This is a genomic window from Streptomyces muensis, from assembly GCF_021474425.1.
Taxonomy (GTDB): Bacteria; Actinomycetota; Actinomycetes; order Streptomycetales; family Streptomycetaceae; genus Streptomyces; species Streptomyces muensis.
In genome coordinates, this window is record NZ_JAKEIP010000080.1 from 1 (window position 1) to 22,600 (window position 22,600).

A 22,600-nucleotide genomic window follows, 5' to 3' on the forward strand; every position below is an offset into this window, starting at 1 on the left:
GCCGGAGGAAGCAGGCCGAGGACCGGAGAAGACCGGACGGGCGCCGGAGAAGGCCGGACCGGGACCGGACGGGGCAGGCCGAGGGCCTCAGGAGGTGGGGCGAGGGCCGGAGAGGGTGGTGGCCGGGGCGTTGGCCGAGCTTGCTGCGGTCGTACGTCCCTCGGGTCCGGGGACCCCCACCTCCGCCACCGACACCGCCGCCGGCGCCCACCTCGCCGCCTACGCCCTCGGCGCGGGACAGGGCTTCGTCCTCGGGGTCGCTGCTCCGCGCCGGGACCCCGGCGACCACACCATCGCCTCCGTCGCCGCCGTGCTCCTCTCTCTCCTCACCGGCGAGCAACAGAGCGGGTCGGGAGCGGCTCGGTCGTCGGCGCTCGTACGGCTGCTGCTGGGCGCCGAGCCGCGGGCGGTGGCTCCGCTCCTCGGCGCGGACCGCTGGCTCGTGGTGCACGGCCGTCCCGACAGCCAGCCCTGCGACCCGGTGGCGGCCTCGGCGCTGGGCGCGGCCCTCGGCTCGCCGCTGGTCGACCTCGCGCAGGACGTCGTACGCGTCCTCGCCCCGGCGGACCGCGAACCGGTCCCGCAGCCCGGCTGGACCCTGGGCGTGAGCGCCCCCGCGTCCGCCGAGGAGTGGCCGGCGGCCGACACCCAGGCGGCCCGGGCCCTGTCCCGCGCCCGGGCCACCCGCACCCCCCTGTTCCGGCACGGCACCCACCGCCCGGCCCTGACGGACCTGCTCTCCCCGGACGCGGCGGAGTCGCACGCCCGCGCCCTGCTCGCGCCCCTCACCCCGCCCCTGACGGAGACCCTGCGCACCTGGCTCTCCCTGCACGGCAGTTGGGACCGCACGGCCGTCGCCCTGTCCGTCCACCGCAACACCGTCCGCCAGCGGATCGCCCGTTGCGCGACGCTCCTCGGCACGGACCTGGACGACCCGGACGTACGGATGGAGTTGTGGTTCGCCCTGCGGCAGGGCGAAGGGTGATCCACACAGTGACCCACGTCGCACGCGCCCCGGAGCCGGGCGTTCCCACAGTTGTCTGCCTCACAATGGGAGCCATGCCGATACCCGGGACACCCAGCCGCGCCGAGCTCGTCGACCATCTCGTCAGAACCCGTATCGCGGGCGACGTCGCCACCCCCCGCGAGAACAACCTCTCCCACTACCGCCAGCTGGCGAACGGCAATCGCCACTACTGGCTCGGCCTGGAGCTCGGCGACCGCTGGACCGACGAGCAGGACGTGCTCGCGGTGATGGCCGAGCGCGTCGGCGTGAACGACGACGCGGAGCACCGCCACGGCCAGGACACCATCGACCCCGAGCTGACGGTGGCCGCGCTGGAGCGCATGGCGGCCCGGCTGCGCAAGGCGGCGGACGGCCAGCAGCGGGTGCTGTTCGCGACCGGTCACCCGGGCGGTCTGCTGGACGTGCACCGCGCGACGGCGCAGGCACTGCGGGCGGCGGGCTGCGAGATCGTGGTGATCCCCGAGGGCCTCCAGACCGACGAGGGCTACGTCATGCAGTTCGCCGACGTGGCGGTCCTCGAACACGGCGCCACCCTCTGGCACACCCACTCCGGCGACCCGATGAAGGCCATCCTGACGGGCCTGGAGCGCGAGGAGCGTCCGCTGCCGGACCTGGTCGTCGCCGACCACGGCTGGGCGGGCTACGCCGGCCAGCACGGCGTGGACTCCGTCGGCTACGCGGACTGCAACGACCCGGCGCTGTTCCTCGCGGAGGCGGAGGGCACGGTGCAGGTCGTGGTGCCGCTGGACGACCACGTGGTCAGCCCGCGCCACTACGACCCGATGACGGCGTATCTGCTGCGTGAGGCGGGCCTGGCCGAGTAAGGCCGGACAGGGGTTGTACGCGGTCACGTTGAAATCTCGGCGAACGCTGAGGGATTTCTTCATGGCGGTCGCATCTCTGCACACATCCCCCTGAGACACGTCCTTGTCTGTTCAACCAGGAACGGACGTGACGGAGCGTTTCAGGGGAACGGATGGTGCCGATGATGCACGGTTTGGACAGACGACACGCGAGGCTTCCCGCCCAGCCTCTCCCCCCGCTCGCCGAGACGGTGCCCGAACGCCCGCCGGGCCCGGCCCCGATACGGAAGCGGTCGGCGCCGCCCGCGCGGGAGGGACGCCGGCTGTACGTCATCGACGGTCTCCGCCTGCTCGCCGCCCTGCTGGTGGCCGTCCACCACTACGCCGGCACCGACCGTCTCGACCAGCCCGGCAACAACGTCTGGGGCCGGCCGGTGTCCGAGATCATGCCCACGGTGTTCCACTTCTCCACCTACGGCTGGATCGGCGTCGAGATCTTCTTCGTCATCAGCGGCTTCGTGATCTGCATGTCGTGCTGGGGCCGCACCCCGCGGCAGTTCTTCGTCTCACGGGTCATCCGGCTCTACCCGGCGTACTGGTTCGCCATCGCCTTCACCACGGCCGTCGTCATGGCGCTGCCCGGCGTGTGGGAGCGGCTGCGGCTGCGGAACATCCTGCTCAACCTCACGATGCTCCAGTCCGGCTCGGCCTCACCGCACGTCGACGGCGTGTACTGGACCCTGTGGACGGAGCTGCGGTTCTATCTGCTGTTCCTCGTGGTGGTCGCCATGGGGCTCACCTATCGCAGGGTCGTGGTGTTCTGCTGCGTCTGGGGCACCGCCGCGATGCTCGCGCCGATCTCCGAGCTCCGTCTGATGATCCTGATCGTCAACCCGGTCGCGGCCTGGTTCTTCATCGCCGGTCTCGTGCTCTACCTGATGTACCGGTTCGGCCAGGACCTGCTGCTGTGGGGCATGCTGGCCATGTCGTGGCTGATGGCGCAGATGGAGATCGGGCGCCGGATCGACTCCGTCGAGCATGTCTCGGGCTGGCGCGGCAGCGCGCTGATCTACACGGCGTTCCTGCTGTTCATGGTCGCCGTCGCGCTGGGCCACACGGACCGTGTCCGCTGGAAGTGGCTGGTCACCGCAGGCGCCCTGACCTATCCGCTGTACCTCACGCACTACCTCGCCGGTACGACGCTGATCAGCCGGCTGCGGGACACCATGGACCCCCGGCTGCTGGTCGCCGTGGTGATCGCGGCGTTCCTGGGGCTGAGCTGGCTGGTCCACCGGTATGTGGAGCGGCCGGCGGCGCGGCTGCTGAAGAGCGGGCTGGACACGTCGTTCGCCCGACTGCGGAACGCGCGGGGATGAGCCGCCCGGGGGTGAACCGCCCGGGGTGGCCGGGGTGACGGTCGACGTTCCCGGCCAGGAGGCCGGCCAGCCGTCACCGTGGGACCCTGACCACGCCCTCCTGGATCACGGACACCGCGAGCCGTCCGTCCTGCGTGTAGATCCGGGCCTGTCCGAGGCCCCGCCCGCCGTACGCCGACGGCGACTCCTGGTCGTACAGCAGCCACTCGTCGGCGCGGAAGGGCCGGTGGAACCACATGGCGTGGTCCAGCGAGGCGCCGACCACGTCGCCGACGGCCCAGCCGCCCCGGCCGTGCGCGAGCAGGACGGAGTCGAGGAGGGTCATGTCGGAGACGTACGTGGCGAGGACGACGTGCAGCAGCGGGTCGTCGGCGAGTTTGCCGTTGGTGCGGAACCAGACCTGGGAGTGCGGTTCACGCGGCTCGCCGAACCTGCCGTACGGCGGCTCGTCGACATAGCGCAGGTCGACCGCCTGGCGTGCCTCCAGGAACCGCTCGACGACCGCCGGGTCGAGGTGGTCGTACCCGCGCAGCCGCTCCTCGGAGGTGGGCAGCGACGCCGGGTCGGGCGAGGGCGGCATCGGGGTCTGGTGGTCCAGCCCCTCCTCGTACGTCTGGAAGGACGCCGACAGCGCGAAGATCGGCTTGCCGTGCTGGACGGCGACGACGCGGCGGGTGGTGAAGGAGCGGCCGTCGCGCATGCGGTCGACGTTGTAGACGATGGGCGCGCCCGGGTCGCCCATGCGCAGGAAGTACGCGTGGAGCGAGTGGGCGGGCCGGTCCGCGGGGACCGTGCGCCCGGCGGCGACGAGGGCCTGGGCCGCGACCTGGCCGCCGAAGACGCGCGGGACGACGGCGGAGCGGGACTGGCCGCGGAAGATGTCCTCCTCGATCTGCTCCAGGTCGAGCAGATCGAGGAGACCCTGTAGTGCCTCGTTCATGGCACCTTTTCTACTGGCAGGAAGTTGCGGGAGCCTTGCGGGGCTCCCTACAGGCCCATGTCCTTGGCGATGATCGACTTCATGATCTCGCTGGTGCCGCCGTAGATGCGGTTGACGCGGTTGTCCGCGTACAGGCGGGCGATGGGGTACTCGTTCATGAAGCCGTAGCCGCCGTGGAGCTGCAGGCAGCGGTCGATGACGCGGTGCGCGACCTCGGTGCAGAAGAGCTTCGCGGAGGCGGCCTCGGCGGGGGTGAGTTCACCGGCGTCCAGGGCCTCCAGGGCGCGGTCGGCGACGGCCTCGGCGGCGTCCACCTCGGCCTGGCAGGCGGCCAGCTCGAACTTGGTGTTCTGGAAGGAGGCGACGGACTTGCCGAAGACGGTGCGGTCCTGGACGTACTCCTTGGCGAACCGGACGGCGGCCTTGGCCTGCGCGTAGGCGCCGAAGGCGATGCCCCAGCGCTCGGAGGCGAGGTTGTGGCCGAGGTAGTAGAAGCCCTTGTTCTCCTCGCCGAGGAGGTCCTCGACCGGGACCTTCACGTCGACGAAGGCCAGCTCGGCGGTGTCGGAGGTCTTCAGGCCGAGCTTGTCGAGCTTGCGGCCGACGGAGTAGCCCTCGGACTTGGTGTCCACGGCGAACAGGGAGATGCCGTGGCGGCGGTCCTCGGCGCTGGGCGCGTCGGTGCGGGCGCAGACGATGACGCGGTCGGCGTGGACGCCGCCGGTGATGAAGGTCTTGGCGCCGTTGAGGACGTAGTGCGTGCCGTCCTCGGAGAGCTTGGCGGTGGTCTTCATGCCCGCGAGGTCGGAGCCGGTGCCCGGCTCGGTCATCGCGAGGGCCCACATCTCCTCACCGGAGACGAACTTGGGCAGGAAGCGCTTCTTCTGCTCGTCGGAGGCGAGCATCTTGATGTACGGCAGGCCGAGCAGCACGTGCACGCCGGAGCCGCCGAACTGCACACCCGCGCGGGCGGTCTCCTCGTACATCACCGCCTCGAACTTGTACGAGTCGATGCCGGCGCCGCCGTACTCCTCGTCGACGCGGATGCCGAAGACGCCGAGCTCGGCGAGCTTGTAGTAGAAGTCGCGCGGCGCCTGGCCGGCCGCGAACCACTCGTCGTAGACCGGGACGACCTCGGCCTCGATGAAGGCGCGGATGGTCTCCCGGAACGCCTCGTGATCCTCACTGAACACAGTACGGCGCACGCCGCCACCTCCACCGGTACATGTCTAAGCGCTTGCTCACTCAACCGTACCGGCGAGTATCCACAGGCGTCCAGAGGTCAAGGTCCGTAACGCTCGTCACGCTCGCCGCGCTCAGACCCGTACATCCTCCTCGCTCCGCCGGGCCGGACGCCGCCGCGTCCCCCGCCCCGACCGCAGCAGCCGTACGGCCACCAGGGCCAGGGCCGCCACGACCACGGCTACCAGGATGACCTTGGAGTAGAGGCCGACCAGGTCGGTGACCTCGTGCCAGCGGGCGCCCAGCGCGTAGCCGGCGGCGATGAAGGCGGCGTTCCAGATGAGGCTGCCGGCCGCGGTGAGGGCGAGGAAGAGGGGCAGCCGCATGCGTTCCACGCCGGCCGGTATCGAGATCAGGCTGCGGAAGATCGGTATGAAGCGGCCGAAGAACACGGCCTTGGTGCCGTGCCGCAGGAACCACGCCTCGGTCCGCTCCACGTCCGCGACCTTCACCAGCGGCAGCCGCGCCGCCGCCGCGATCAGCCGCTCCCGGCCGAAGAGCGCGCCGAGCAGATAGAGGGCCAGCGCGCCCACCACCGAGCCCGCAGTCGTCCAGGCGACGGCCGCGACGACGTCCATCCGCCCCTGACTGGCCGTGAATCCCGCGAGCGGCAGGATCACCTCGCTCGGGAGCGGGGGAAAGAGGTTCTCCAGGGCGATGGCCAGCCCCGCACCGGGACCGCCCATCTTCTCCATCAGGTCGGCGGCCCAGCCGGCGACTCCGCCGACGGGGGCGTCGGCCGCAGCAGCGATGATCACGCCGCTACTTTACTAAGTCTTGACCTAAGGGCGGCGTGAGTACAGGGGGCCACCCCGGACGGCTCACTCCACCCCGGCCGCCCCGAACGCTCCCCGTGCCATCCGGTGCAGCAGCTGAGCCGTGACGCCCCGTCCCGGCAGCGAGCCCGGCCGGCCCAGGTGCGGGGTCGAGTTGAGCAGGCCGAACACCGAGTGGACGGCCGAGCGGGCCGTCGGCTCGGTCAGCTCCGGGTAGACCTCGCGCACGATCTCCACCCACAGCTCGACGTACTGCCGCTGGAGCTGCCGTACGAGCTTGCGGTCGCTGTCGCGCAGGCGGTCCAGCTCGCGGTCGTGCAGGGTGATCAGGGGGCGGTCGTCGAGGGCGAAGTCGATGTGGCCCTCGATGAGGGAGTCGAGGACCGCCTCGGGCGGCACGCCGTCGGCCTCCGCGAGGCGCCGCTTCGCGCCCGTCAGCAGCTGGCCGCTGATGCCGACGAGCAGCTCGGCGAGCATCGCGTCCTTGCCGGCGAAGTGGCGGTAGAGACCGGGGCCGCTGATGCCCACGGCGGCGCCTATCTCGTCCACGCCGACACCGTGGAAACCGCGTTCGGCGAAGAGCCGCGCGGCCTCCTTGAGGATCTGCTCGCGGCGGGTGGGGGCGTCGGTTCTGGTGGCCATGGAAGCAATTCTAGACAGGGAGGTTAGCGGTCGTTAACCTGAAGGAAATGCGTTAACGCTCATTAACTGGTGGACCACTGGTGAGGGGACCGCAGGATGCACGAGGCACCGGAGCTTGTGAGCGCGGCGGATCCCGCGTCTCAGGCCTGGCGGGCCAACGAGGAGGCCCATCGGGCGCTCGTGGAGGAGCTGCGCGGCAAGCTGGCCGCCGCCCGGCTGGGAGGCGGTGAGAAGGCGCGCGCCCGGCACACCGCCCGCGGCAAGCTGCTGCCGCGCGACCGCGTCGACACCCTCCTCGACCCGGGCTCCCCCTTCCTGGAGCTCGCGCCCCTCGCGGCCGACGGCATGTACGACGGCCAGGCCCCGGCGGCCGGTGTCATCGCCGGGATCGGACGGGTCGCCGGGCGCGAGTGCGTGATCGTCGCCAACGACGCCACGGTCAAGGGCGGCACGTACTACCCGATGACCGTGAAGAAGCACCTGCGCGCGCAGGAGGTGGCCCTGGAGAACCGGCTGCCGTGCCTGTACCTCGTCGACTCCGGGGGCGCCTTCCTGCCGATGCAGGACGAGGTCTTCCCCGACCGCGAGCACTTCGGGCGGATCTTCTACAACCAGGCCCGGATGTCGGGCGCCGGGATCCCGCAGATCGCCGCCGTGCTCGGCTCGTGCACGGCCGGCGGGGCGTACGTCCCGGCGATGAGCGACGAGGCCGTCATCGTCCGCGACCAGGGCACGATCTTCCTCGGCGGACCCCCGCTGGTGAAGGCGGCCACCGGTGAGGTCGTCACGGCGGAGGAGCTCGGCGGCGGCGACGTCCACGCGCGCGTGTCGGGTGTCACCGACCATCTCGCCGAGGACGACGCGCACGCGCTGCGGATCGTGCGGAACATCGTGGCGACCCTCCCCGCGCGCGACGCGCTCCCCTGGGAGGTCCAGCCCGCCGTGGAGCCCAAGGTCGACCCCTACGGTCTCTACGGCGCCGTCCCCGTCGACTCCCGCACCCCCTACGACGTACGCGAGATCATCGCGCGCGTGGTCGACGGCTCCCGTTTCGCCGAGTTCAAGGCCGAGTTCGGGCAGACCCTCGTCACCGGGTTCGCCCGTGTCCACGGCCACCCGGTCGGCATCGTCGCCAACAACGGCATCCTGTTCTCCGAGTCCGCCCAGAAGGGCGCCCACTTCATCGAGCTGTGCGACCAGCGCGGCATCCCGCTGCTCTTCCTGCAGAACATCTCCGGCTTCATGGTCGGCAAGGACTACGAGGCGGGCGGCATCGCCAAGCACGGCGCCAAGATGGTCACGGCGGTGGCCTGCACCCGCGTGCCGAAGCTGACGGTCGTGGTGGGCGGTTCGTACGGCGCCGGGAACTACTCCATGTGCGGGCGGGCGTACTCGCCCCGCTTCCTGTGGATGTGGCCGGGCGCCAAGATCTCCGTGATGGGCGGCGAGCAGGCCGCCTCCGTCCTCGCGACGGTCAAGCGCGACCAGTTGGAGGCGCGCGGCGAGGACTGGCCGGCCGAGGCCGAGGACTCCTTCAAGGCGCCGATCCGCGAGCAGTACGAGCGCCAGGGCAACGCCTACTACGCCACGGCCCGCCTCTGGGACGACGGTGTGATCGACCCGCTGGAGACCCGTCAGGTGCTGGGCCTCGCCCTGACCGCCTGTGCCAACGCGCCCCTGGGTGAGCCCCAGTTCGGCGTCTTCCGGATGTGAGGGGGACTGTGACGATGACGCAGACCATGTTCGACACGGTCCTCGTGGCCAACCGGGGCGAGATCGCCGTACGGGTCATCCGTACGCTCCGCTCGCTGGGTGTGCGCTCGGTGGCCGTCTTCTCCGACGCGGACGCCGACGCGCGGCACGTCCGGGAGGCCGACACCGCCGTACGGCTCGGTCCGGCGCCGGCGGCCGAGAGCTATCTGTCCGTGGAGCGGCTGCTGGAGGCGGCCACCCGCACCGGCGCGCAGGCCGTGCACCCCGGATACGGCTTCCTCGCGGAGAACGCCGCCTTCGCGCGCGCGTGCGCCGACGCCGGGTTGGTGTTCATCGGGCCTCCTGCCGATGCCATCTCCCTGATGGGCGACAAGATCCGTGCCAAGGAGACGGCGAAGGCGGCCGGGGTGCCGGTCGTGCCCGGCGGACGCGACCCCGAACTTGCCGATGCCGCCCGTGAGCTGGGCGCGCCGGTGCTGCTCAAGCCGTCGGCGGGCGGTGGCGGCAAGGGTATGCGGCTGGTGCGGGACCTCTCCGTCCTTGAGGAGGAGATCGCCGCCGCCCGCCGTGAGGCCCGCGCCTCCTTCGGCGACGACACGCTGCTGGTGGAGCGGTGGGTGGACCGGCCCCGGCACATCGAGCTCCAGGTGCTGGCGGACGGCCACGGCAATGTCGTCCACCTGGGCGAGCGCGAGTGCTCGCTGCAGCGCCGGCACCAGAAGATCATCGAGGAGGCGCCGTCCGTCCTGCTGGACGAGAGCACGCGCGCGTCGATGGGCGAGGCGGCCGTGCAGGCGGCCCGCGCGTGCGGGTACCGGGGCGCGGGCACGGTGGAGTTCATCGTGCCGGGCGGCGACCCGTCCTCGTACTACTTCATGGAGATGAACACCCGCCTCCAGGTCGAGCACCCGGTGACCGAGCTGGTCACGGGCCTCGACCTGGTGGAGTGGCAGCTGCGGGTGGCGGCGGGCGAACCGCTGGCCTTCGGGCAGCAGGACGTACGGCTCACCGGGCATGCCGTCGAGGCCCGTATCTGCGCGGAGACTGTGTCCGTAAAGGCGGGCGCGCGCGGGTTCCTCCCCTCCGGCGGCACGGTGCTGCGGCTGCGCGAGCCCCAGGGCGACGGCGTCCGCACCGACTCCGGGCTCAGCGAGGGCACGGAGGTCGGCAGCCTGTACGACCCGATGCTGTCCAAGGTGATCGCGTACGGCCCCGACCGCGCCACGGCGCTCCGCAAGCTCAGGGCCGCCCTCGCGGAGACGGTCACGCTGGGCGTGCAGACCAACGCCGGGTTCCTGCGGCGGCTGCTCGCGCATCCGGCGGTCGTCGAGGGGGAGTTGGACACCGGGCTGGTCGAGCGCGTGGTGGACGACCTGGTCGCCACGGACGTACCGGACGAGGTGTACGAGGCGGCGGCGGCCGTACGGCTGGACGCGCTGCGGCCTCGCGGTGCCGGGTGGACGGACCCGTTCTCGGTGCCGAGCGGCTGGCGTCTCGGCGGAGCCCCCAAGCCGGTCGGGTTCCACCTCCGGGTGCAGGAGCCGGTGGAGTACGTCCCGCGCGGCAGCGCCGATGTCACGGACGGCCATGTGGCCGTCACCCTGGACGGCGTCCGCCACACCTTCCACCGGGCGGGCGACTGGCTGGGCCGGGACGGCGACGCCTGGCATGTGCGCGACCACGACCCGGTGGCCGCCTCGCTCACCGGGGCCGCCCACGCGGGCGCCGACTCGCTCACCGCGCCCATGCCGGGGACGGTGACGGTCGTGAAGGTCGCCGTAGGGGACGAAGTGAGCGCGGGACAGAGCCTGTTGGTGGTGGAGGCGATGAAGATGGAGCACGTCATCTCCGCCCCGCACGCCGGCACGGTCGCCGAACTGGACGTCACACCGGGCAGCACGGTCGCCATGGACCAGGTGCTGGCGGTCGTCGCACCGCACGAGGAGGCTGAGGAATGACAGTCGAGGGTCTCCCCATGGCCGTACCGGCGGCGAACCTGCCCGCCCGCGTCCGGATCCACGAGGTCGGCGCGCGCGACGGCCTGCAGAACGAGAAGTCGACCGTGCCGACCGAGGTCAAGGCGGAGTTCGTCCGCCGGCTCGCTCAGGCCGGGCTGACGACCATCGAGGCCACCAGCTTCGTCCACCCCAAGTGGGTGCCCCAACTCGCGGACGCCGAGCAGCTGTTCCCGCTCGTCGCCGGACTGGAGGGCGTCCATCTGCCGGTCCTGGTCCCCAACGACCGGGGCCTGGACCGCGCCCTGGCCCTGGGCGCCCGGCGGGTCGCCGTGTTCGCCAGCGCCACGGAGTCCTTCGCCAAGGCCAACCTCAACCGCACGCTGGACGAGTCGCTGGCGGTGTTCGAGCCGGTCGTCCGGCGCGCGAAGGACGAGGGCCTGCATGTGCGCGGCTATGTGTCGATGTGCTTCGGCGACCCCTGGGAGGGTCCGGTCCCGGTCCACCAGGTGGTGCGGGTGTGCAGGGCACTGCGGGACATTGGCTGCGACGAGCTGAGCCTCGGCGACACCATCGGCGTGGCGACACCCGGCCATGTGCTGGAGCTTCTCTCCGCACTCAACGAGGAGGGCGTACCGACGAACGTCCTCGGCGTGCACTTCCACGACACCTACGGCCAGGCGCTGGCCAACACCTACGCCGCTCTCCAGCACGGCGTCACCACGGTCGACGCCTCGGCGGGCGGCCTCGGCGGCTGCCCGTACGCCAAGTCAGCCACCGGCAATCTCGCCACCGAAGACCTCGTGTGGATGCTTCAGGGCCTCGGCATCGACACCGGGGTCGACCTGGGCCGTCTCGTCGCCACGAGCGCGTGGATGGCCGAACGACTGGGCCGACCCAGCCCGTCCCGCACCGTCCGAGCCCTCTCCCACAAGGAGCAGTGAACAGTCATGGACCACCGTCTCTCCCCCGAACTGGAGGAACTCCGCCGCACGGTGGAGGAGTTCGCCCACGATGTCGTGGCCCCCAAGATCGGCGAGTACTACGAGCACCACGAGTTCCCGTACGAGATCGTGCGGGAGATGGGCCGCATGGGGCTGTTCGGTCTGCCGTTCCCGGAGGAGTACGGCGGCATGGGCGGCGACTATCTGGCGCTGGGCATCGCGCTGGAGGAGCTGGCCCGCGTGGACTCCTCGGTCGCCATCACACTCGAAGCGGGCGTCTCGCTCGGCGCGATGCCGATCCATCTGTTCGGCACCGAGGAGCAGAAGCGGGAGTGGCTGCCGAGGCTGTGCTCCGGTGAGATCCTCGGCGCCTTCGGGCTGACGGAACCCGACGGCGGCTCGGACGCGGGCGCGACCCGGACGACGGCCCGGCTCGACCCGGGGACCGGCGAATGGGTGATCAACGGCACCAAGTGCTTCATCACCAACTCCGGCACCGACATCACGGGCCTGGTCACGGTGACGGCGGTGACCGGCCGCAAGCCCGACGGAAAGCCGCTCATCTCGTCGATCATCGTCCCGTCCGGCACCCCCGGCTTCACGGTCGCCGCCCCGTACTCCAAGGTCGGCTGGAACGCCTCCGACACCCGCGAGCTGTCCTTCGCCGACGTCCGTGTCCCGGCCGCCAACCTGCTGGGCGAGGAGGGCCGCGGGTACGCCCAGTTCCTGCGCATCCTGGACGAGGGCCGGATCGCCATCGCGGCGCTGGCGACGGGCCTGGCGCAGGGCTGTGTGGACGAGTCGGTGAAGTACGCCAAGGAACGGCACGCCTTCGGCCGCCCCATCGGCGCCAACCAGGCGATCCAGTTCAAGATCGCCGACATGGAGATGAAGGCCCATACGGCCCGTCTGGCCTGGCGCGACGCGGCCTCGCGGCTGGTCGCGGGCGAACCCTTCAAGAAGGAGGCGGCGCTCGCCAAGCTGTACTCGTCCACGATCGCCGTGGACAACGCCCGCGACGCCACCCAGGTCCACGGCGGCTACGGCTTCATGAACGAGTACCCGGTGGCCCGGATGTGGCGGGACTCCAAGATCCTTGAGATCGGCGAGGGCACGAGCGAGGTGCAGCGGATGCTGATCGCGCGGGAATTGGGGCTGGTGGGCTGAGCCGGTCGACCGCTTGAGCAAGGCCCAACTACCCTTGATTGCAAGGTCGTTGGGCCTTGTTGACTTATGTGATGGCTTCACAGGCCGCGCACAACTTCGATCACAAGGGCCCCCACCCCTGGACATCAGCTGAGGTTAGGCTAACCTACCTTCGAATTGTCCGGCGCGTGATCCGCCCTGTTCGAAAGCAGCGTAGCCATGTCCAACGCCAGAGCCACCCACCTCACCCGCCGCGGCATCCTCGCCGCGGGCGGCGCACTCGGCCTCGGTGCCGTGCTCGCGGCCTGCGGAGACGACGACGCGAAAAGCGGTGGCTCCGGCGAGGAGACGACCGCCGCGAAGTCGGGCCCCTGGAGCTTCAAGGACGACCGTGGCACCACGGTGAAGCTCGACAAGGTACCCACGAAGATCGTCGCCTTCGTCGGTGTCGCGGCCGCCCTGTACGACTACGGAGTCGAGGTCAAGGGCGTCTTCGGCCCGACCACGACGCAGGACGGCAAGGCCGACGTCCAGGCCGGCGACATGGACGTCACCAAGCTGACCGTCTTCGGCAACGTCTGGGACCAGTTCAACGTCGAGAAGTACGCGGCGTTCGCCCCTGAGGTCCTCCTCTCCACGACCTTCGACAGCGCCGGCACCCTCTGGTACGTCCCCGAGGCGTCCAAGGACAAGATCGCCAAGCTCGCCCCGAGCGTCGCCATCTCCGTCTACGACCGTCAGCTGACCCAGCCGCTGGAGCGGATGTGGGCGCTGGCCGAGTCCCTCGGCGCGGACCTGAAGGCCGACAAGGCCGTGCAGGCCAAGAAGGACTTCGAGGCCGCGGCCGAGCGGCTGCGCAAGGCCGCGAAGGCCCGCCCCGAGATCAAGGTGATGGCCGGTTCCGCCAGCCAGGACATCTTCTACGTCTCCGGCACGAACCTCTCCATCGACCTGGAGTACTTCAAGGCCCTCGGCGTGAACTTCGTCGAGCCGCCGGAGAGCGCGAAGAAGGAGGGCGGCGGCTGGTTCGAGTCGCTGAGCTGGGAGAACGTCGACAAGTACCCGGCCGACATCATCATGATGGACGACCGGTCCTCGACGATTCAGCCCGCTGACATCACTGAGGCGACGTGGAAGAAGCTGCCCGCGGTGAAGGCGGGGCAGGTCATCGCTCGGTCGCCGGAGCCGATTCTGTCGTACGACAAGTGCACGCCGTTGCTGACGAGCCTTGCCGAGGCCATCGAGAAGGCCAAGAAGGTCGCCTAATTAGGTGCCACTTGAGGTTGTGGGGCGACTGCGGGTCCGTTGTGGCTGGTCGCGCAGTTCCCCGCGCCCCTGAGTAGGCACACCTGACGTCGATTCAGGAGTTGCCCCCCATGACCACCGCCGTCGCCGCCCCGTTCCGGTTCTTCTCCCTGCATGTCGTACGGACTCGGCGGCTCGGGCCGTCCATGGTTCGGGTGACCTTTGGTGGGGACGATCTGGCGTGCTTCTTCTCCGACGGGCGTGACCAGTCGCTGTCGTTGTTCCTGCCGCACCCCCATCAGACGGAGCCGCAGGTTCCGCTGGAGCTCGGGGACGGGTGGTGGCAGGGGTGGCGGGAACTGCCGGACGACGTGCGGGCCGTGATGCGGTCGTACACGTTGCGTGCGCTGCGGCGGAACCCCGATGAGATCGACATCGACTTCGTGCTGCACACCCCGGCCGGGCCCGCCTCCGACTGGGCCTCGCGTGCCGCTGCCGGGGACCGGGTCCTGCTGCTCGGGCCGGCCGTCGCCGACAACCGGGCGATCCGGTTCCGGCCGCCGGAGGACACCGATCTCGTCGTCGTCTGGGGCGATGAGACGGCCGTACCCGCCGTCTCCGCCATCCTTGAGTCGTTGCCCTCCGGCACCCGTGCGCGGGTGTGGCTGGAGGTGCACGACGCGGCGGACATCCAGGACCTGGTGACCGAGGCGGACGCCGAAGTCACCTGGCTGGTCGGGCAGGAAGCCCTCGACCCCATCCGTACCGCCCAACTCCCCACCGCCGAGCACCCGTACGTCTGGATCGCGGGCGAGTCCGGCCGGGTGAAGGCGCTGCGCCGGCACTTCGTCGGTGAACGCGGGGTCGACCGGCGCCGGGTGACGTTCGTCGGCTACTGGCGGCACGGGATGACCGAAGAACAGCTGCGCGCCGCGGAGTAGTTGCCCCCGAGACCGGAGTGATCACGGTCACGATCGAGGCTGCCCTCATCCCGAGTTACTTAGGTTAGGCTAACCTAAGTTGCACGACGCCAGCCGCAGCACCCGTACCACCCCGCACATCACGGCCCGTCCCCACCGGAGGACCTCCCCATGCGCTCGCACCTGCTCAATGACACGACCGCGGAGCAGTACCGCCGCTCCGTGACCGAAGGTATCGAGCGGGTGGCCGCCAAACTCGCCGCCACCGAACGTCCGTTCACCGGCGTCACGGTCGACGCCCTCTCCCCCGCCATCGACGCGATCGACCTCGACAAGCCGCTGCTGGACACCGCCGCGGTCCTCGACGAGCTGGAGGACGTCTACCTGCGGGACGCGATCTACTTCCACCACCCCCGCTATCTGGCCCACCTCAACTGCCCGGTCGTCATCCCCGCCGTCCTCGGCGAGGCGATCCTCTCCGCCGTCAACTCCTCCCTGGACACCTGGGACCAGTCGGCCGGCGGCACCCTCATCGAGCGCAAGCTCATCGACTGGACGACGGCGCGCATCGGGCTCGGCGAGAACGCCGACGGGGTCTTCACCTCGGGCGGTACGCAGTCCAACCTCCAGGCCCTGCTCCTCGCCCGCGAGGAGGCCAAGACCGACTCGTTCGCCAAACTGCGCATCTTCGCCTCCGAGGTCAGCCACTTCAGCGTGAAGAAGTCCGCGAAACTGCTGGGCCTCGGTCAGGACTCCGTGGTCTCCATACCCGTCGACCACGACAAGCGCATGCAGACCGTCGCCCTCGCCCGTGAACTGGAGCGCTGCCGCCGCGACGGTCTCGTCCCCATGGCGGTCGTCGCCACCGCCGGCACCACCGACTTCGGCTCCATCGACCCGCTGCCCGAGATCGCCGAGCTGTGCGAGCAGTTCGGCACCTGGATGCACGTCGACGCCGCCTACGGCTGCGGACTGCTCGCGTCCGTGAAGTACCGGGGCCGTATCGACGGCATCGAGCGCGCCGACTCGGTCACCGTCGACTACCACAAGTCCTTCTTCCAGCCGGTGAGTTCCTCCGCCGTGCTGGTCCGAGACGCCTCGACCCTGCGCCACGCGACGTACCACGCCGAGTACCTCAACCCCAAGCGCATGGTCACCGAGCGCATCCCCAACCAGGTCGACAAGTCCCTGCAGACCACCCGCCGCTTCGACGCCCTCAAGCTGTGGATGACCCTGCGCGTGATGGGCGCCGACGGCATCGGGCAGCTCTTCGACGAGGTCTGCGACCTGGCGGTGGAGGGCTGGCGGCTGCTGGCCGCCGACCCGCGCTACGACGTCGTGGTCGAGCCGACCCTGTCCACCCTGGTCTTCCGCTACATACCGGCGGCCGTCACCGACCCCGCCGAGATCGACCGCGCCAACCTGTACGCCCGCAAGGCCCTGTTCGCCTCCGGCGACGCGGTGGTCGCGGGCACGAAGGTCCAGGGCCGTCACTACCTGAAGTTCACCCTGCTCAACCCCGAGACGACGGCCGAGGACATCGCCGCCGTCCTCGACCTGATCGCCGGCCACGCCGAGCAGTACCTGGGAGAGTCCCTTGACCGCGCGTCCTGAAAACCCGACCAAGACCTACGATTTCGTGGGCATCGGACTCGGTCCGTTCAACCTCGGCCTCGCCTGCCTCACCGAGCCCATCGACGAACTCGAAGGCGTCTTCCTGGAGTCCAAGCCCGACTTCGAGTGGCACGCCGGCATGTTCCTCGAAGGCGCCCACCTCCAGACCCCGTTCATGTCGGACCTGGTCACCCTCGCCGACCCGACCTCGCCGTACTCCTTCCTGAACTACCTGAAGGAGAAAGGGCGGCTGTACTCGTTCTACATCCGCGAGAACTTCTACCCCCTACGGGTCGAGTACGACGACTACTGCCGCTGGGCCGCGAACAAACTGAGCAGCGTCCGCTTCGGCACGACGGTCACCGAGGTGACGTACGAGGACGAGGTGTACGTCGTGCGGACGGCCGCCGGTGACACCTACCGCGCCCGTCACCTGGTCCTCGGCACCGGCACCCCGCCCTACATACCCGAGGCCTGCCAGGAGCTCGGCGGCGACTTCATCCACAACTCCCGCTATCTCCAGCACAAGGCCGAGCTCCAGAAGAAGGAGTCGATCACGCTGGTCGGCTCGGGCCAGTCGGCCGCAGAGATCTACTACGACCTGCTCGGCGAGATCGACGTCCACGGCTACCGGCTGAACTGGGTGACCCGCTCCCCGCGCTTCTTCCCGCTGGAGTACACCAAGCTCACGCTGGAGATGACGTCCCCGGAGTACGTCGACTACTTCCGCGAGCTGCCGGAGGCGACCCGCTACCGGCTCACCGCCGAGCAGAAGGGCCTGTTCAAGGGCATCGACGGCGATCTGATCAACGAGATCTTCGACCTGCTCTACCAGAAGAACCTCGGCGGCCCGGTCCCGACCCGGCTGCTGACCAACTCCTCGCTGAACGGCGCGCGGTACGAGAACGGCACGTACACCCTCTCCTTCCGCCAGGAGGAGCAGCAGAAGGACTTCGAGCTCGACTCGCAGGGCCTGGTCCTGGCGACCGGCTACAAGTACGCCGAGCCCGAGTTCCTCAGGCCCGTGCGCGACCGCCTGGTGTACGACTCGCAGGGCAACTACGACGTCGCCCGCAACTACGCGATCGACGTCACCGGCCGCGGGGTCTTCCTCCAGAACGCCGGCGTCCACACGCACAGCATCACCAGCCCCGACCTGGGGATGGGCCCCTACCGGAACGCGTACATCATCCGCGAGCTGCTCGGCACCGAGTACTACCCGGTCGAGAAGACGATCGCGTTCCAGGAGTTCTCCGTATGAGCACCACAGCCACCAGTACGTTCACCTTCCGCCCCCTGGACCCCCTGAAGGACGCCGAGCTCCTGCACGCCTGGGTCACCCACCCCAAGGCCGCCTTCTGGATGATGCAGGACGCGAGCCTGGTGGACGTCGAGCGGGCGTACATGGAGATCGCGGCCGACGAGCACCACCACGCGCTGCTCGGCCTCGACGAGGACGGCGTGCCCGCCTTCCTGATGGAGAAGTACGACCCCGTCCACCGCGAACTGGCCGGCCTGTACGAGCCGCTGCCGGGCGACGTGGGCATGCACTTCCTGACGCCGCCCACCGACCGTCCCGTCCGCGGCTTCACCCGGTCCGTCATCACCGCCGTGATGGCGCACCTCTTCGAGGACCCGGACGTGCGGCGCGTGGTCGTCGAACCGGACGTGTCGAACAAGGCCGTCCACGCCCTGAACGAAGCCGTCGGTTTCGTGCCCGAGCGCGAGATCCAGAAGCCGGAGAAGAAGGCGCTGCTGAGTTTCTGCACCCGTGAGCAGTTCGAGGCCGCCCGAGGAGTTGCCGTATGACCCTGTCCGACGCCGTAGCGCATCTGTCCCCCCACCGCTGGGCGCGGGCCAACCGCCTCCTGATCCGCAAGGCCCTCGCCGAGTTCGCCCACGAGCGCCTGATCACGCCCGAGGCCACCGGCGACGGCACCTACGCCGTCCGCAGCGACGACGGCCTGACCCGCTACACCTTCACGGCCACGGTCCGCGCCCTCGACCACTGGCAGGTCGACGCCGACTCGATCACCCGCCACCGCGACGGCGCCGAGCGCCCGCTCGCCGCCCTGGACTTCTTCATCGAGCTGCAGAAGTCCCTGGGCCTGAGCGACGAGGTGCTGCCGGTCTACCTGGAGGAGATCTCCTCCACTCTCTCCGGCATCTGCTACAAGCTGACCAAGCCGCAGGTCCCGGTCGCCGAGCTGGCGAGGAGCGGCTTCCAGGCCATCGAGACCGGCATGACCGAGGGCCACCCCTGCTTCGTCGCCAACAACGGCCGGCTCGGCTTCGGCATGCACGAGTACCTGTCGTACGCCCCCGAGACGGCGAGCCCGGTCCGCCTGGTCTGGCTCGCCGCCCACCGCTCGCGCGCCGCCTTCACGGCCGGCGTCGGCATCGAGTACGAGTCCTTCGTACGCGACGAACTGGGCACGGAGACCGTCGAGCGCTTCCACGCCGTCCTGCGCGAGCAGGACCTGGACCCCGCCGACTACCTCCTCATCCCGGTCCACCCCTGGCAGTGGTGGAACAAGCTCACCGTCACCTTCGCCGCCGAGGTCGCCCAGCGGCACCTGGTCTGCCTGGGCGAGGGCGACGACGAGTACCTGGCCCAGCAGTCCATCCGCACCTTCTTCAACACGACCAGCCCCGAGAAGCACTACGTCAAGACGGCCCTGTCCGTCATCAACATGGGCTTCATGCGCGGCCTCTCGGCGGCGTACATGGAGGCGACCCCGGCCATCAACGACTGGCTGGCCCAGCTGATCGCCGGCGACCCGATCCTGTGCGACACCGGCCTGTCGATCATCCGCGAGCGCGCCGCCGTCGGCTACCGGCACCTGGAGTACGAGGCCGCGACGGACCGCTACTCGCCGTACCGCAAGATGCTGGCCGCGCTCTGGCGCGAGAGCCCGGTCTCCTCCCTCCGGGACGGCGAGTCGCTCGCCACCATGGCCTCCCTGGTCCACGTCGACCACGAGGGCGCGTCCTTCGCGGGGGCCCTGATCGAACGGTCGGGCCTGACCCCCACGGAGTGGCTGCGCCGCTACCTCAAGGCCTACTTCACCCCGCTCCTGCACAGCTTCTACGCCTACGACCTGGTGTTCATGCCGCACGGCGAGAACGTCATCCTCGTCCTCAAGGACGGCGTCGTCGAACGCGCGATCTACAAGGACATCGCCGAGGAGATCGCCGTCATGGACCCGGACGCGGTCCTCCCGCCGACGGTGGAACGACTCCGCGTGGAGGTCCCCGAGGACAAGAAGCTGCTGTCCATCTTCACGGACGTCTTCGACTGCTTCTTCCGCTTCCTCGCCGCGAACCTCGCCGCCGAGGGAATCCTGGAGGAGGACGACTTCTGGCGCACGGTCGCCGAGGTCACCCGGGACTACCAGCACTCGGTGCCCGAACTCGCCGACAAGTTCAAGCAGTACGACATGTTCGCCTCCGAGTTCGCCCTGTCCTGCCTCAACCGCCTCCAGCTCCGCAACAACAAGCAGATGGTCGACCTGGCGGACCCGGCCGGCGCCCTGCAACTGGTGGGCAACCTGAGGAACCCGATAGCAGGGCTGTAGCCCCTCCAGACAGGCGTGCACCCTGGAGTACGGTCCTCCGGGGTGCCCGTCTTTTTTGCTTTTAGGGGCGCGGGGCTGTATCAATGTGCGGCTCCGCCGCGTGGGCGCGACCAGCCCCCACCGGCCGGCAGACGAATCACCAAGGCACCTGAGGCGACCGGTAGAAGTTGATCCCCAACGCCTCCCACCGCGGCCCCTGCGCAGCCAGCCGCACCTTGTACCCCTCCCAGCCATGCGTAGAAGCCGGCGACCACCCCAACTCCGCCGCCCCCGCCAACCGAGGAAACGCCATGTACTCAAGGTCGGCCGACCGACTGAGCGTCTCCGTCCACATCGGCGCCTCAACACCCCGGATCGCCGAAGCCGGCACCCCGGGCAGATAGTCGCCCGGATCCCAGTCGTAAGACCGCTTCACCTCGACCAGCCCGGCCCAGTCCAGCCCCAACGGCGTATCAGCGGTGTACTTCATGTCGAGGTAGACCCGGTCAGCCGGAGACAGAACAACCCCGGTCCCGTTCCGCGCGGCCTTCGCAACCTGCGCCTTCTCCTCCGCACTCGTACTGTCCAGCCCCCAGTACTGAGCGACGGCCCCAGCCGCCGGAGTGGCGCCAGTCAGCTGATGCCACCCCACCACCGTCTTCCCGTACTTGGCGACAACCGGCTGCACCCGCTCCATGAACCGCACATAGTCCTCGTGGCTGGTCGAGTGCGCCTCGTCACCCCCGATATGCAGATACCGCCCCGGCGTCAGCGCCGCCAGCTCCCGGATCACGTCGTCCACGAAGTCGTACGTGATGTCCTTGCCGACACACAGCGAGCTGAACCCGACCTCGGTCCCGGTGTACAGCGGCGGAGCCACCCCGTCACAGTTCAGCTCGGCGTACGAGGCGAGCGCGGCGTTGGTATGCCCCGGCATGTCGATCTCGGGGACGACCTCCAGATGGCGGGAGGCGGCGTACCGGACGATCTCCTTGTAGTCGGCCTTGGTGTAGTACCCACCGGCCCCGCCCCCGACCTGCGTCGAGCCCCCGTACGAGGCCAGCCGCGGCCAGGAGTCGATGGCGATCCGCCAGCCCTGGTCGTCGCTCAGATGCAGATGCAGCTTGTTGATCTTGTACAGGGCGAGTTGGTCGACGTACCGCTTGACCTGGTCGACGGTGAAGAAGTGCCGGGAGACGTCGAGCATCGCGCCGCGCCAGCCGTAGCGCGGGGTGTCCTTGATCGTGCCGCCCGCGACCAGCCAGGGGCCGGGCTGGACGGAGTCCTTCTCGACGGCCGCGGGGAGCAGTTGGCGCAGGGTCTGCACGCCGTGGAAGAGGCCGGCGGCCCCCGCGGCGGTGATGGTGACGCCGCCCCGCCCGCTGTCGAGGCGGTAGCCCTCCGCGCCGAACGTGCCCTTTGCCAGGCGCAGTCGGATGCCGCCCGAGCCGTGGGCGGTGACGGGGAGCCGGTAGCCGGTGGAGGGGCGCAGGATGTCGGCGAGGTACTCGCCCACGCGGCGGGTCTCGCGGGAGTCGTCCACCCTGATGCGGGTGTCGCGGGTGATGCGGTACGGGGATCCGCCGGGGTCGACCGAGGCGGGCGCCGGGACCACCCGGTCCAGCGGGGTGGGCGAGGCCGGCCCCCGGGCCGGGGCGGCGCCCGTCGCCGAGGCGCCCATCGCGACCAGCAGCAGGGAACCGAGAAGGCGGAACGTTCTGTGGCGCTGTCTCACCAAACCGTCCTTCCATGAGCCGTGCACTCCAAGAGGTCTGGACCACTCTCTCGTGAGACAGGTGGAACAATCCACCCCATGGCGGAAATCATCCAGAAGGACGGCACGTGGGTCTTCGACGGCGACGCCCTGAGGCTGACGCCCGGACGGGACAAGAACGTCAGCCTGTTCCGCAAGACACTGGGTGAACTGGTCGTCCCCCTGGGGGCGTTGGCGGGGGTCTCCTTCGAGCAGGGGAAGAAGGCCGGCCGGCTCAGGCTGCGGCTGCGCGACGGCGCCGACCCGCTGCTGCACGCCACGGGCGGCCGGCTCACCGAGCCCCACGACCCCTACCAGCTGATCGTCGAGTCCGACCGGTACGGCGTCGCCGAGTACCTGGTGGAGGAGGTGCGCAACGCCCTGCTGCTGGACCAGGTCCCGGCCGACCCCGTCGACGCGTATCTGCTGCCGGGTCCCTCCGTCCCGCTGTCCGTCTCGGCCGGGGACGGCACCGCGACCTTCGACGGTGAGCACATCCGGCTGGAGTGGAACTGGAAGACGGAGGACGCCAAGGCCGCCGCGGGCTCGCGCACCCTGGCCCTCGCCGACCTGACGGGGGTGGAGTGGCATCCGGCGGCGGGCCTGGAGAACGGCCACCTGCGCTTCACCGTGCGCAACGCGCCCACCAAGGCCCCGCCCAAGTACGACCCCAACGCCGTGGAGCTGTGGGGCTTCAAGAAGGACCCGCTGATGGCCCTGGTCGCGGCGGCGGTCCAGGCCCGCCTCCCGCATCCGGCCAGGGCCATCGCCACGGACGTACCGCAGCCGCGACCGGAGCTGCCCTCTCCTCCGGTCGCGTCCGCCGAGGACGACCACGACGCCCTGCTGCGCCGCCTGCGCGAGCTCGGTGAGCTGCACCGCTCGGGTGTGCTCACGGACGACGAGTTCACGATGGCCAAGCAGGCGGTCCTGAAACGGATGTAGCC

The 22,600-nt window shown here is 70.0% G+C and carries 19 protein-coding genes; 14 read left to right on the forward strand and 5 right to left on the reverse strand.

Translation table 11 applies throughout. From position 1 onward, the window contains the following. From L0P92_RS20365 to L0P92_RS20375, 3 genes are all read left to right on the forward strand, one after another. Positions 1 to 985, forward strand: a 985-nt coding sequence (locus L0P92_RS20365; RefSeq protein WP_234764224.1) for a PucR family transcriptional regulator, incomplete at its 5' end; no start/stop codon positions are given. Between the two features lie 74 nt (positions 986 to 1,059). Next, the gene (locus L0P92_RS20370; protein ID WP_234764225.1) at positions 1,060 to 1,851 is read left to right on the forward strand and encodes a phosphatase; all 792 of its coding nucleotides are present in this window, start codon (positions 1,060 to 1,062) and stop codon (positions 1,849 to 1,851) included. 173 nt (positions 1,852 to 2,024) lie between these two features. Next, on the forward strand, positions 2,025 to 3,206 hold the full coding sequence (locus L0P92_RS20375; RefSeq protein WP_237695853.1) for an acyltransferase family protein: 1,182 nt from the start codon (positions 2,025 to 2,027) through the stop codon (positions 3,204 to 3,206). Between the two features lie 73 nt (positions 3,207 to 3,279). On the opposite strand, the gene L0P92_RS20380 is transcribed toward L0P92_RS20375, so the two are convergent. The 4 genes from L0P92_RS20380 to L0P92_RS20395 all read right to left on the reverse strand — a co-directional run bounded on the left by L0P92_RS20380 (position 3,280) and on the right by L0P92_RS20395 (position 6,806). Next, entirely contained in the window at positions 3,280 to 4,146 is an 867-nt protein-coding gene (locus L0P92_RS20380; RefSeq protein WP_234764226.1) for an acyl-CoA thioesterase, read from the reverse strand. A gap of 47 nt (positions 4,147 to 4,193) precedes the next feature. After that, on the reverse strand, positions 4,194 to 5,351 hold the full coding sequence (locus L0P92_RS20385) for an acyl-CoA dehydrogenase family protein (RefSeq protein WP_048584058.1): 1,158 nt from the start codon (positions 5,349 to 5,351) through the stop codon (positions 4,194 to 4,196). A 111-nt stretch (positions 5,352 to 5,462) separates the two neighbouring features. After that, positions 5,463 to 6,146, reverse strand: a complete 684-nt coding sequence (locus L0P92_RS20390) for a DedA family protein (protein ID WP_372497290.1) — start codon at positions 6,144 to 6,146, stop codon at positions 5,463 to 5,465. 63 nt (positions 6,147 to 6,209) lie between these two features. After that, positions 6,210 to 6,806: an SACE_7040 family transcriptional regulator gene (locus L0P92_RS20395; protein ID WP_234764227.1), complete on the reverse strand. Its 597-nt coding sequence runs from the start codon at positions 6,804 to 6,806 to the stop codon at positions 6,210 to 6,212. Positions 6,807 to 6,902: 96 nt separating this feature from the next. On the opposite strand from L0P92_RS20395, the gene L0P92_RS20400 reads away from it, so the two are divergent. From L0P92_RS20400 to L0P92_RS20445, 10 genes are all read left to right on the forward strand, one after another. Beyond that, positions 6,903 to 8,519 carry a carboxyl transferase domain-containing protein gene (locus L0P92_RS20400; protein ID WP_234764228.1) on the forward strand — a complete coding sequence of 539 codons (1,617 nt, stop codon included), beginning with the start codon at positions 6,903 to 6,905 and terminating at the stop codon, positions 8,517 to 8,519. A gap of 26 nt (positions 8,520 to 8,545) precedes the next feature. Continuing rightward, complete coding sequence (locus L0P92_RS20405; protein WP_234764247.1) at positions 8,546 to 10,477, forward strand: ATP-binding protein; 1,932 nt, start codon at positions 8,546 to 8,548, stop codon at positions 10,475 to 10,477. Continuing rightward, positions 10,474 to 11,418: a hydroxymethylglutaryl-CoA lyase gene (locus L0P92_RS20410; protein ID WP_234764229.1), complete on the forward strand. Its 945-nt coding sequence runs from the start codon at positions 10,474 to 10,476 to the stop codon at positions 11,416 to 11,418. The genes L0P92_RS20405 and L0P92_RS20410 overlap by 4 nt, the downstream gene beginning before the upstream one ends. 6 nt (positions 11,419 to 11,424) lie before the next feature. Beyond that, positions 11,425 to 12,585 carry an acyl-CoA dehydrogenase family protein gene (locus tag L0P92_RS20415; protein WP_234764230.1) on the forward strand — a complete coding sequence of 387 codons (1,161 nt, stop codon included), beginning with the start codon at positions 11,425 to 11,427 and terminating at the stop codon, positions 12,583 to 12,585. Positions 12,586 to 12,783: 198 nt separating this feature from the next. Next, on the forward strand, positions 12,784 to 13,830 hold the full coding sequence (locus tag L0P92_RS20420; protein ID WP_234764231.1) for an ABC transporter substrate-binding protein: 1,047 nt from the start codon (positions 12,784 to 12,786) through the stop codon (positions 13,828 to 13,830). A 110-nt stretch (positions 13,831 to 13,940) separates the two neighbouring features. Continuing rightward, entirely contained in the window at positions 13,941 to 14,750 is an 810-nt protein-coding gene (locus L0P92_RS20425) for a siderophore-interacting protein (RefSeq protein WP_234764232.1), read from the forward strand. A gap of 150 nt (positions 14,751 to 14,900) precedes the next feature. After that, positions 14,901 to 16,343 carry a lysine decarboxylase DesA gene (desA, locus tag L0P92_RS20430; RefSeq protein ID WP_234764233.1) on the forward strand — a complete coding sequence of 481 codons (1,443 nt, stop codon included), beginning with the start codon at positions 14,901 to 14,903 and terminating at the stop codon, positions 16,341 to 16,343. Further along, positions 16,327 to 17,604: a lysine N(6)-hydroxylase/L-ornithine N(5)-oxygenase family protein gene (locus tag L0P92_RS20435; protein WP_234764234.1), complete on the forward strand. Its 1,278-nt coding sequence runs from the start codon at positions 16,327 to 16,329 to the stop codon at positions 17,602 to 17,604. The genes desA and L0P92_RS20435 overlap by 17 nt, the downstream gene beginning before the upstream one ends. Continuing rightward, entirely contained in the window at positions 17,601 to 18,152 is a 552-nt protein-coding gene (locus L0P92_RS20440) for a GNAT family N-acetyltransferase (RefSeq protein WP_234764235.1), read from the forward strand. Before L0P92_RS20435 ends, L0P92_RS20440 begins: the two co-directional genes overlap by 4 nt. Further along, positions 18,149 to 19,921: an IucA/IucC family protein gene (locus tag L0P92_RS20445; protein ID WP_234764236.1), complete on the forward strand. Its 1,773-nt coding sequence runs from the start codon at positions 18,149 to 18,151 to the stop codon at positions 19,919 to 19,921. Before L0P92_RS20440 ends, L0P92_RS20445 begins: the two co-directional genes overlap by 4 nt. Before the next feature lie 136 nt (positions 19,922 to 20,057). On the opposite strand, the gene L0P92_RS20450 is transcribed toward L0P92_RS20445, so the two are convergent. Further along, positions 20,058 to 21,635: a beta-N-acetylhexosaminidase gene (locus L0P92_RS20450; protein ID WP_308289739.1), complete on the reverse strand. Its 1,578-nt coding sequence runs from the start codon at positions 21,633 to 21,635 to the stop codon at positions 20,058 to 20,060. Between the two features lie 78 nt (positions 21,636 to 21,713). Between L0P92_RS20450 and L0P92_RS20455 the strand changes: the two genes are divergently transcribed. Beyond that, a complete protein-coding gene (locus tag L0P92_RS20455) occupies positions 21,714 to 22,598 on the forward strand; it encodes a DUF4429 domain-containing protein (RefSeq protein ID WP_234764237.1) in 885 nt (294 codons plus the stop codon). The last annotated feature ends 2 nt before the right edge of the window (positions 22,599 to 22,600 follow it).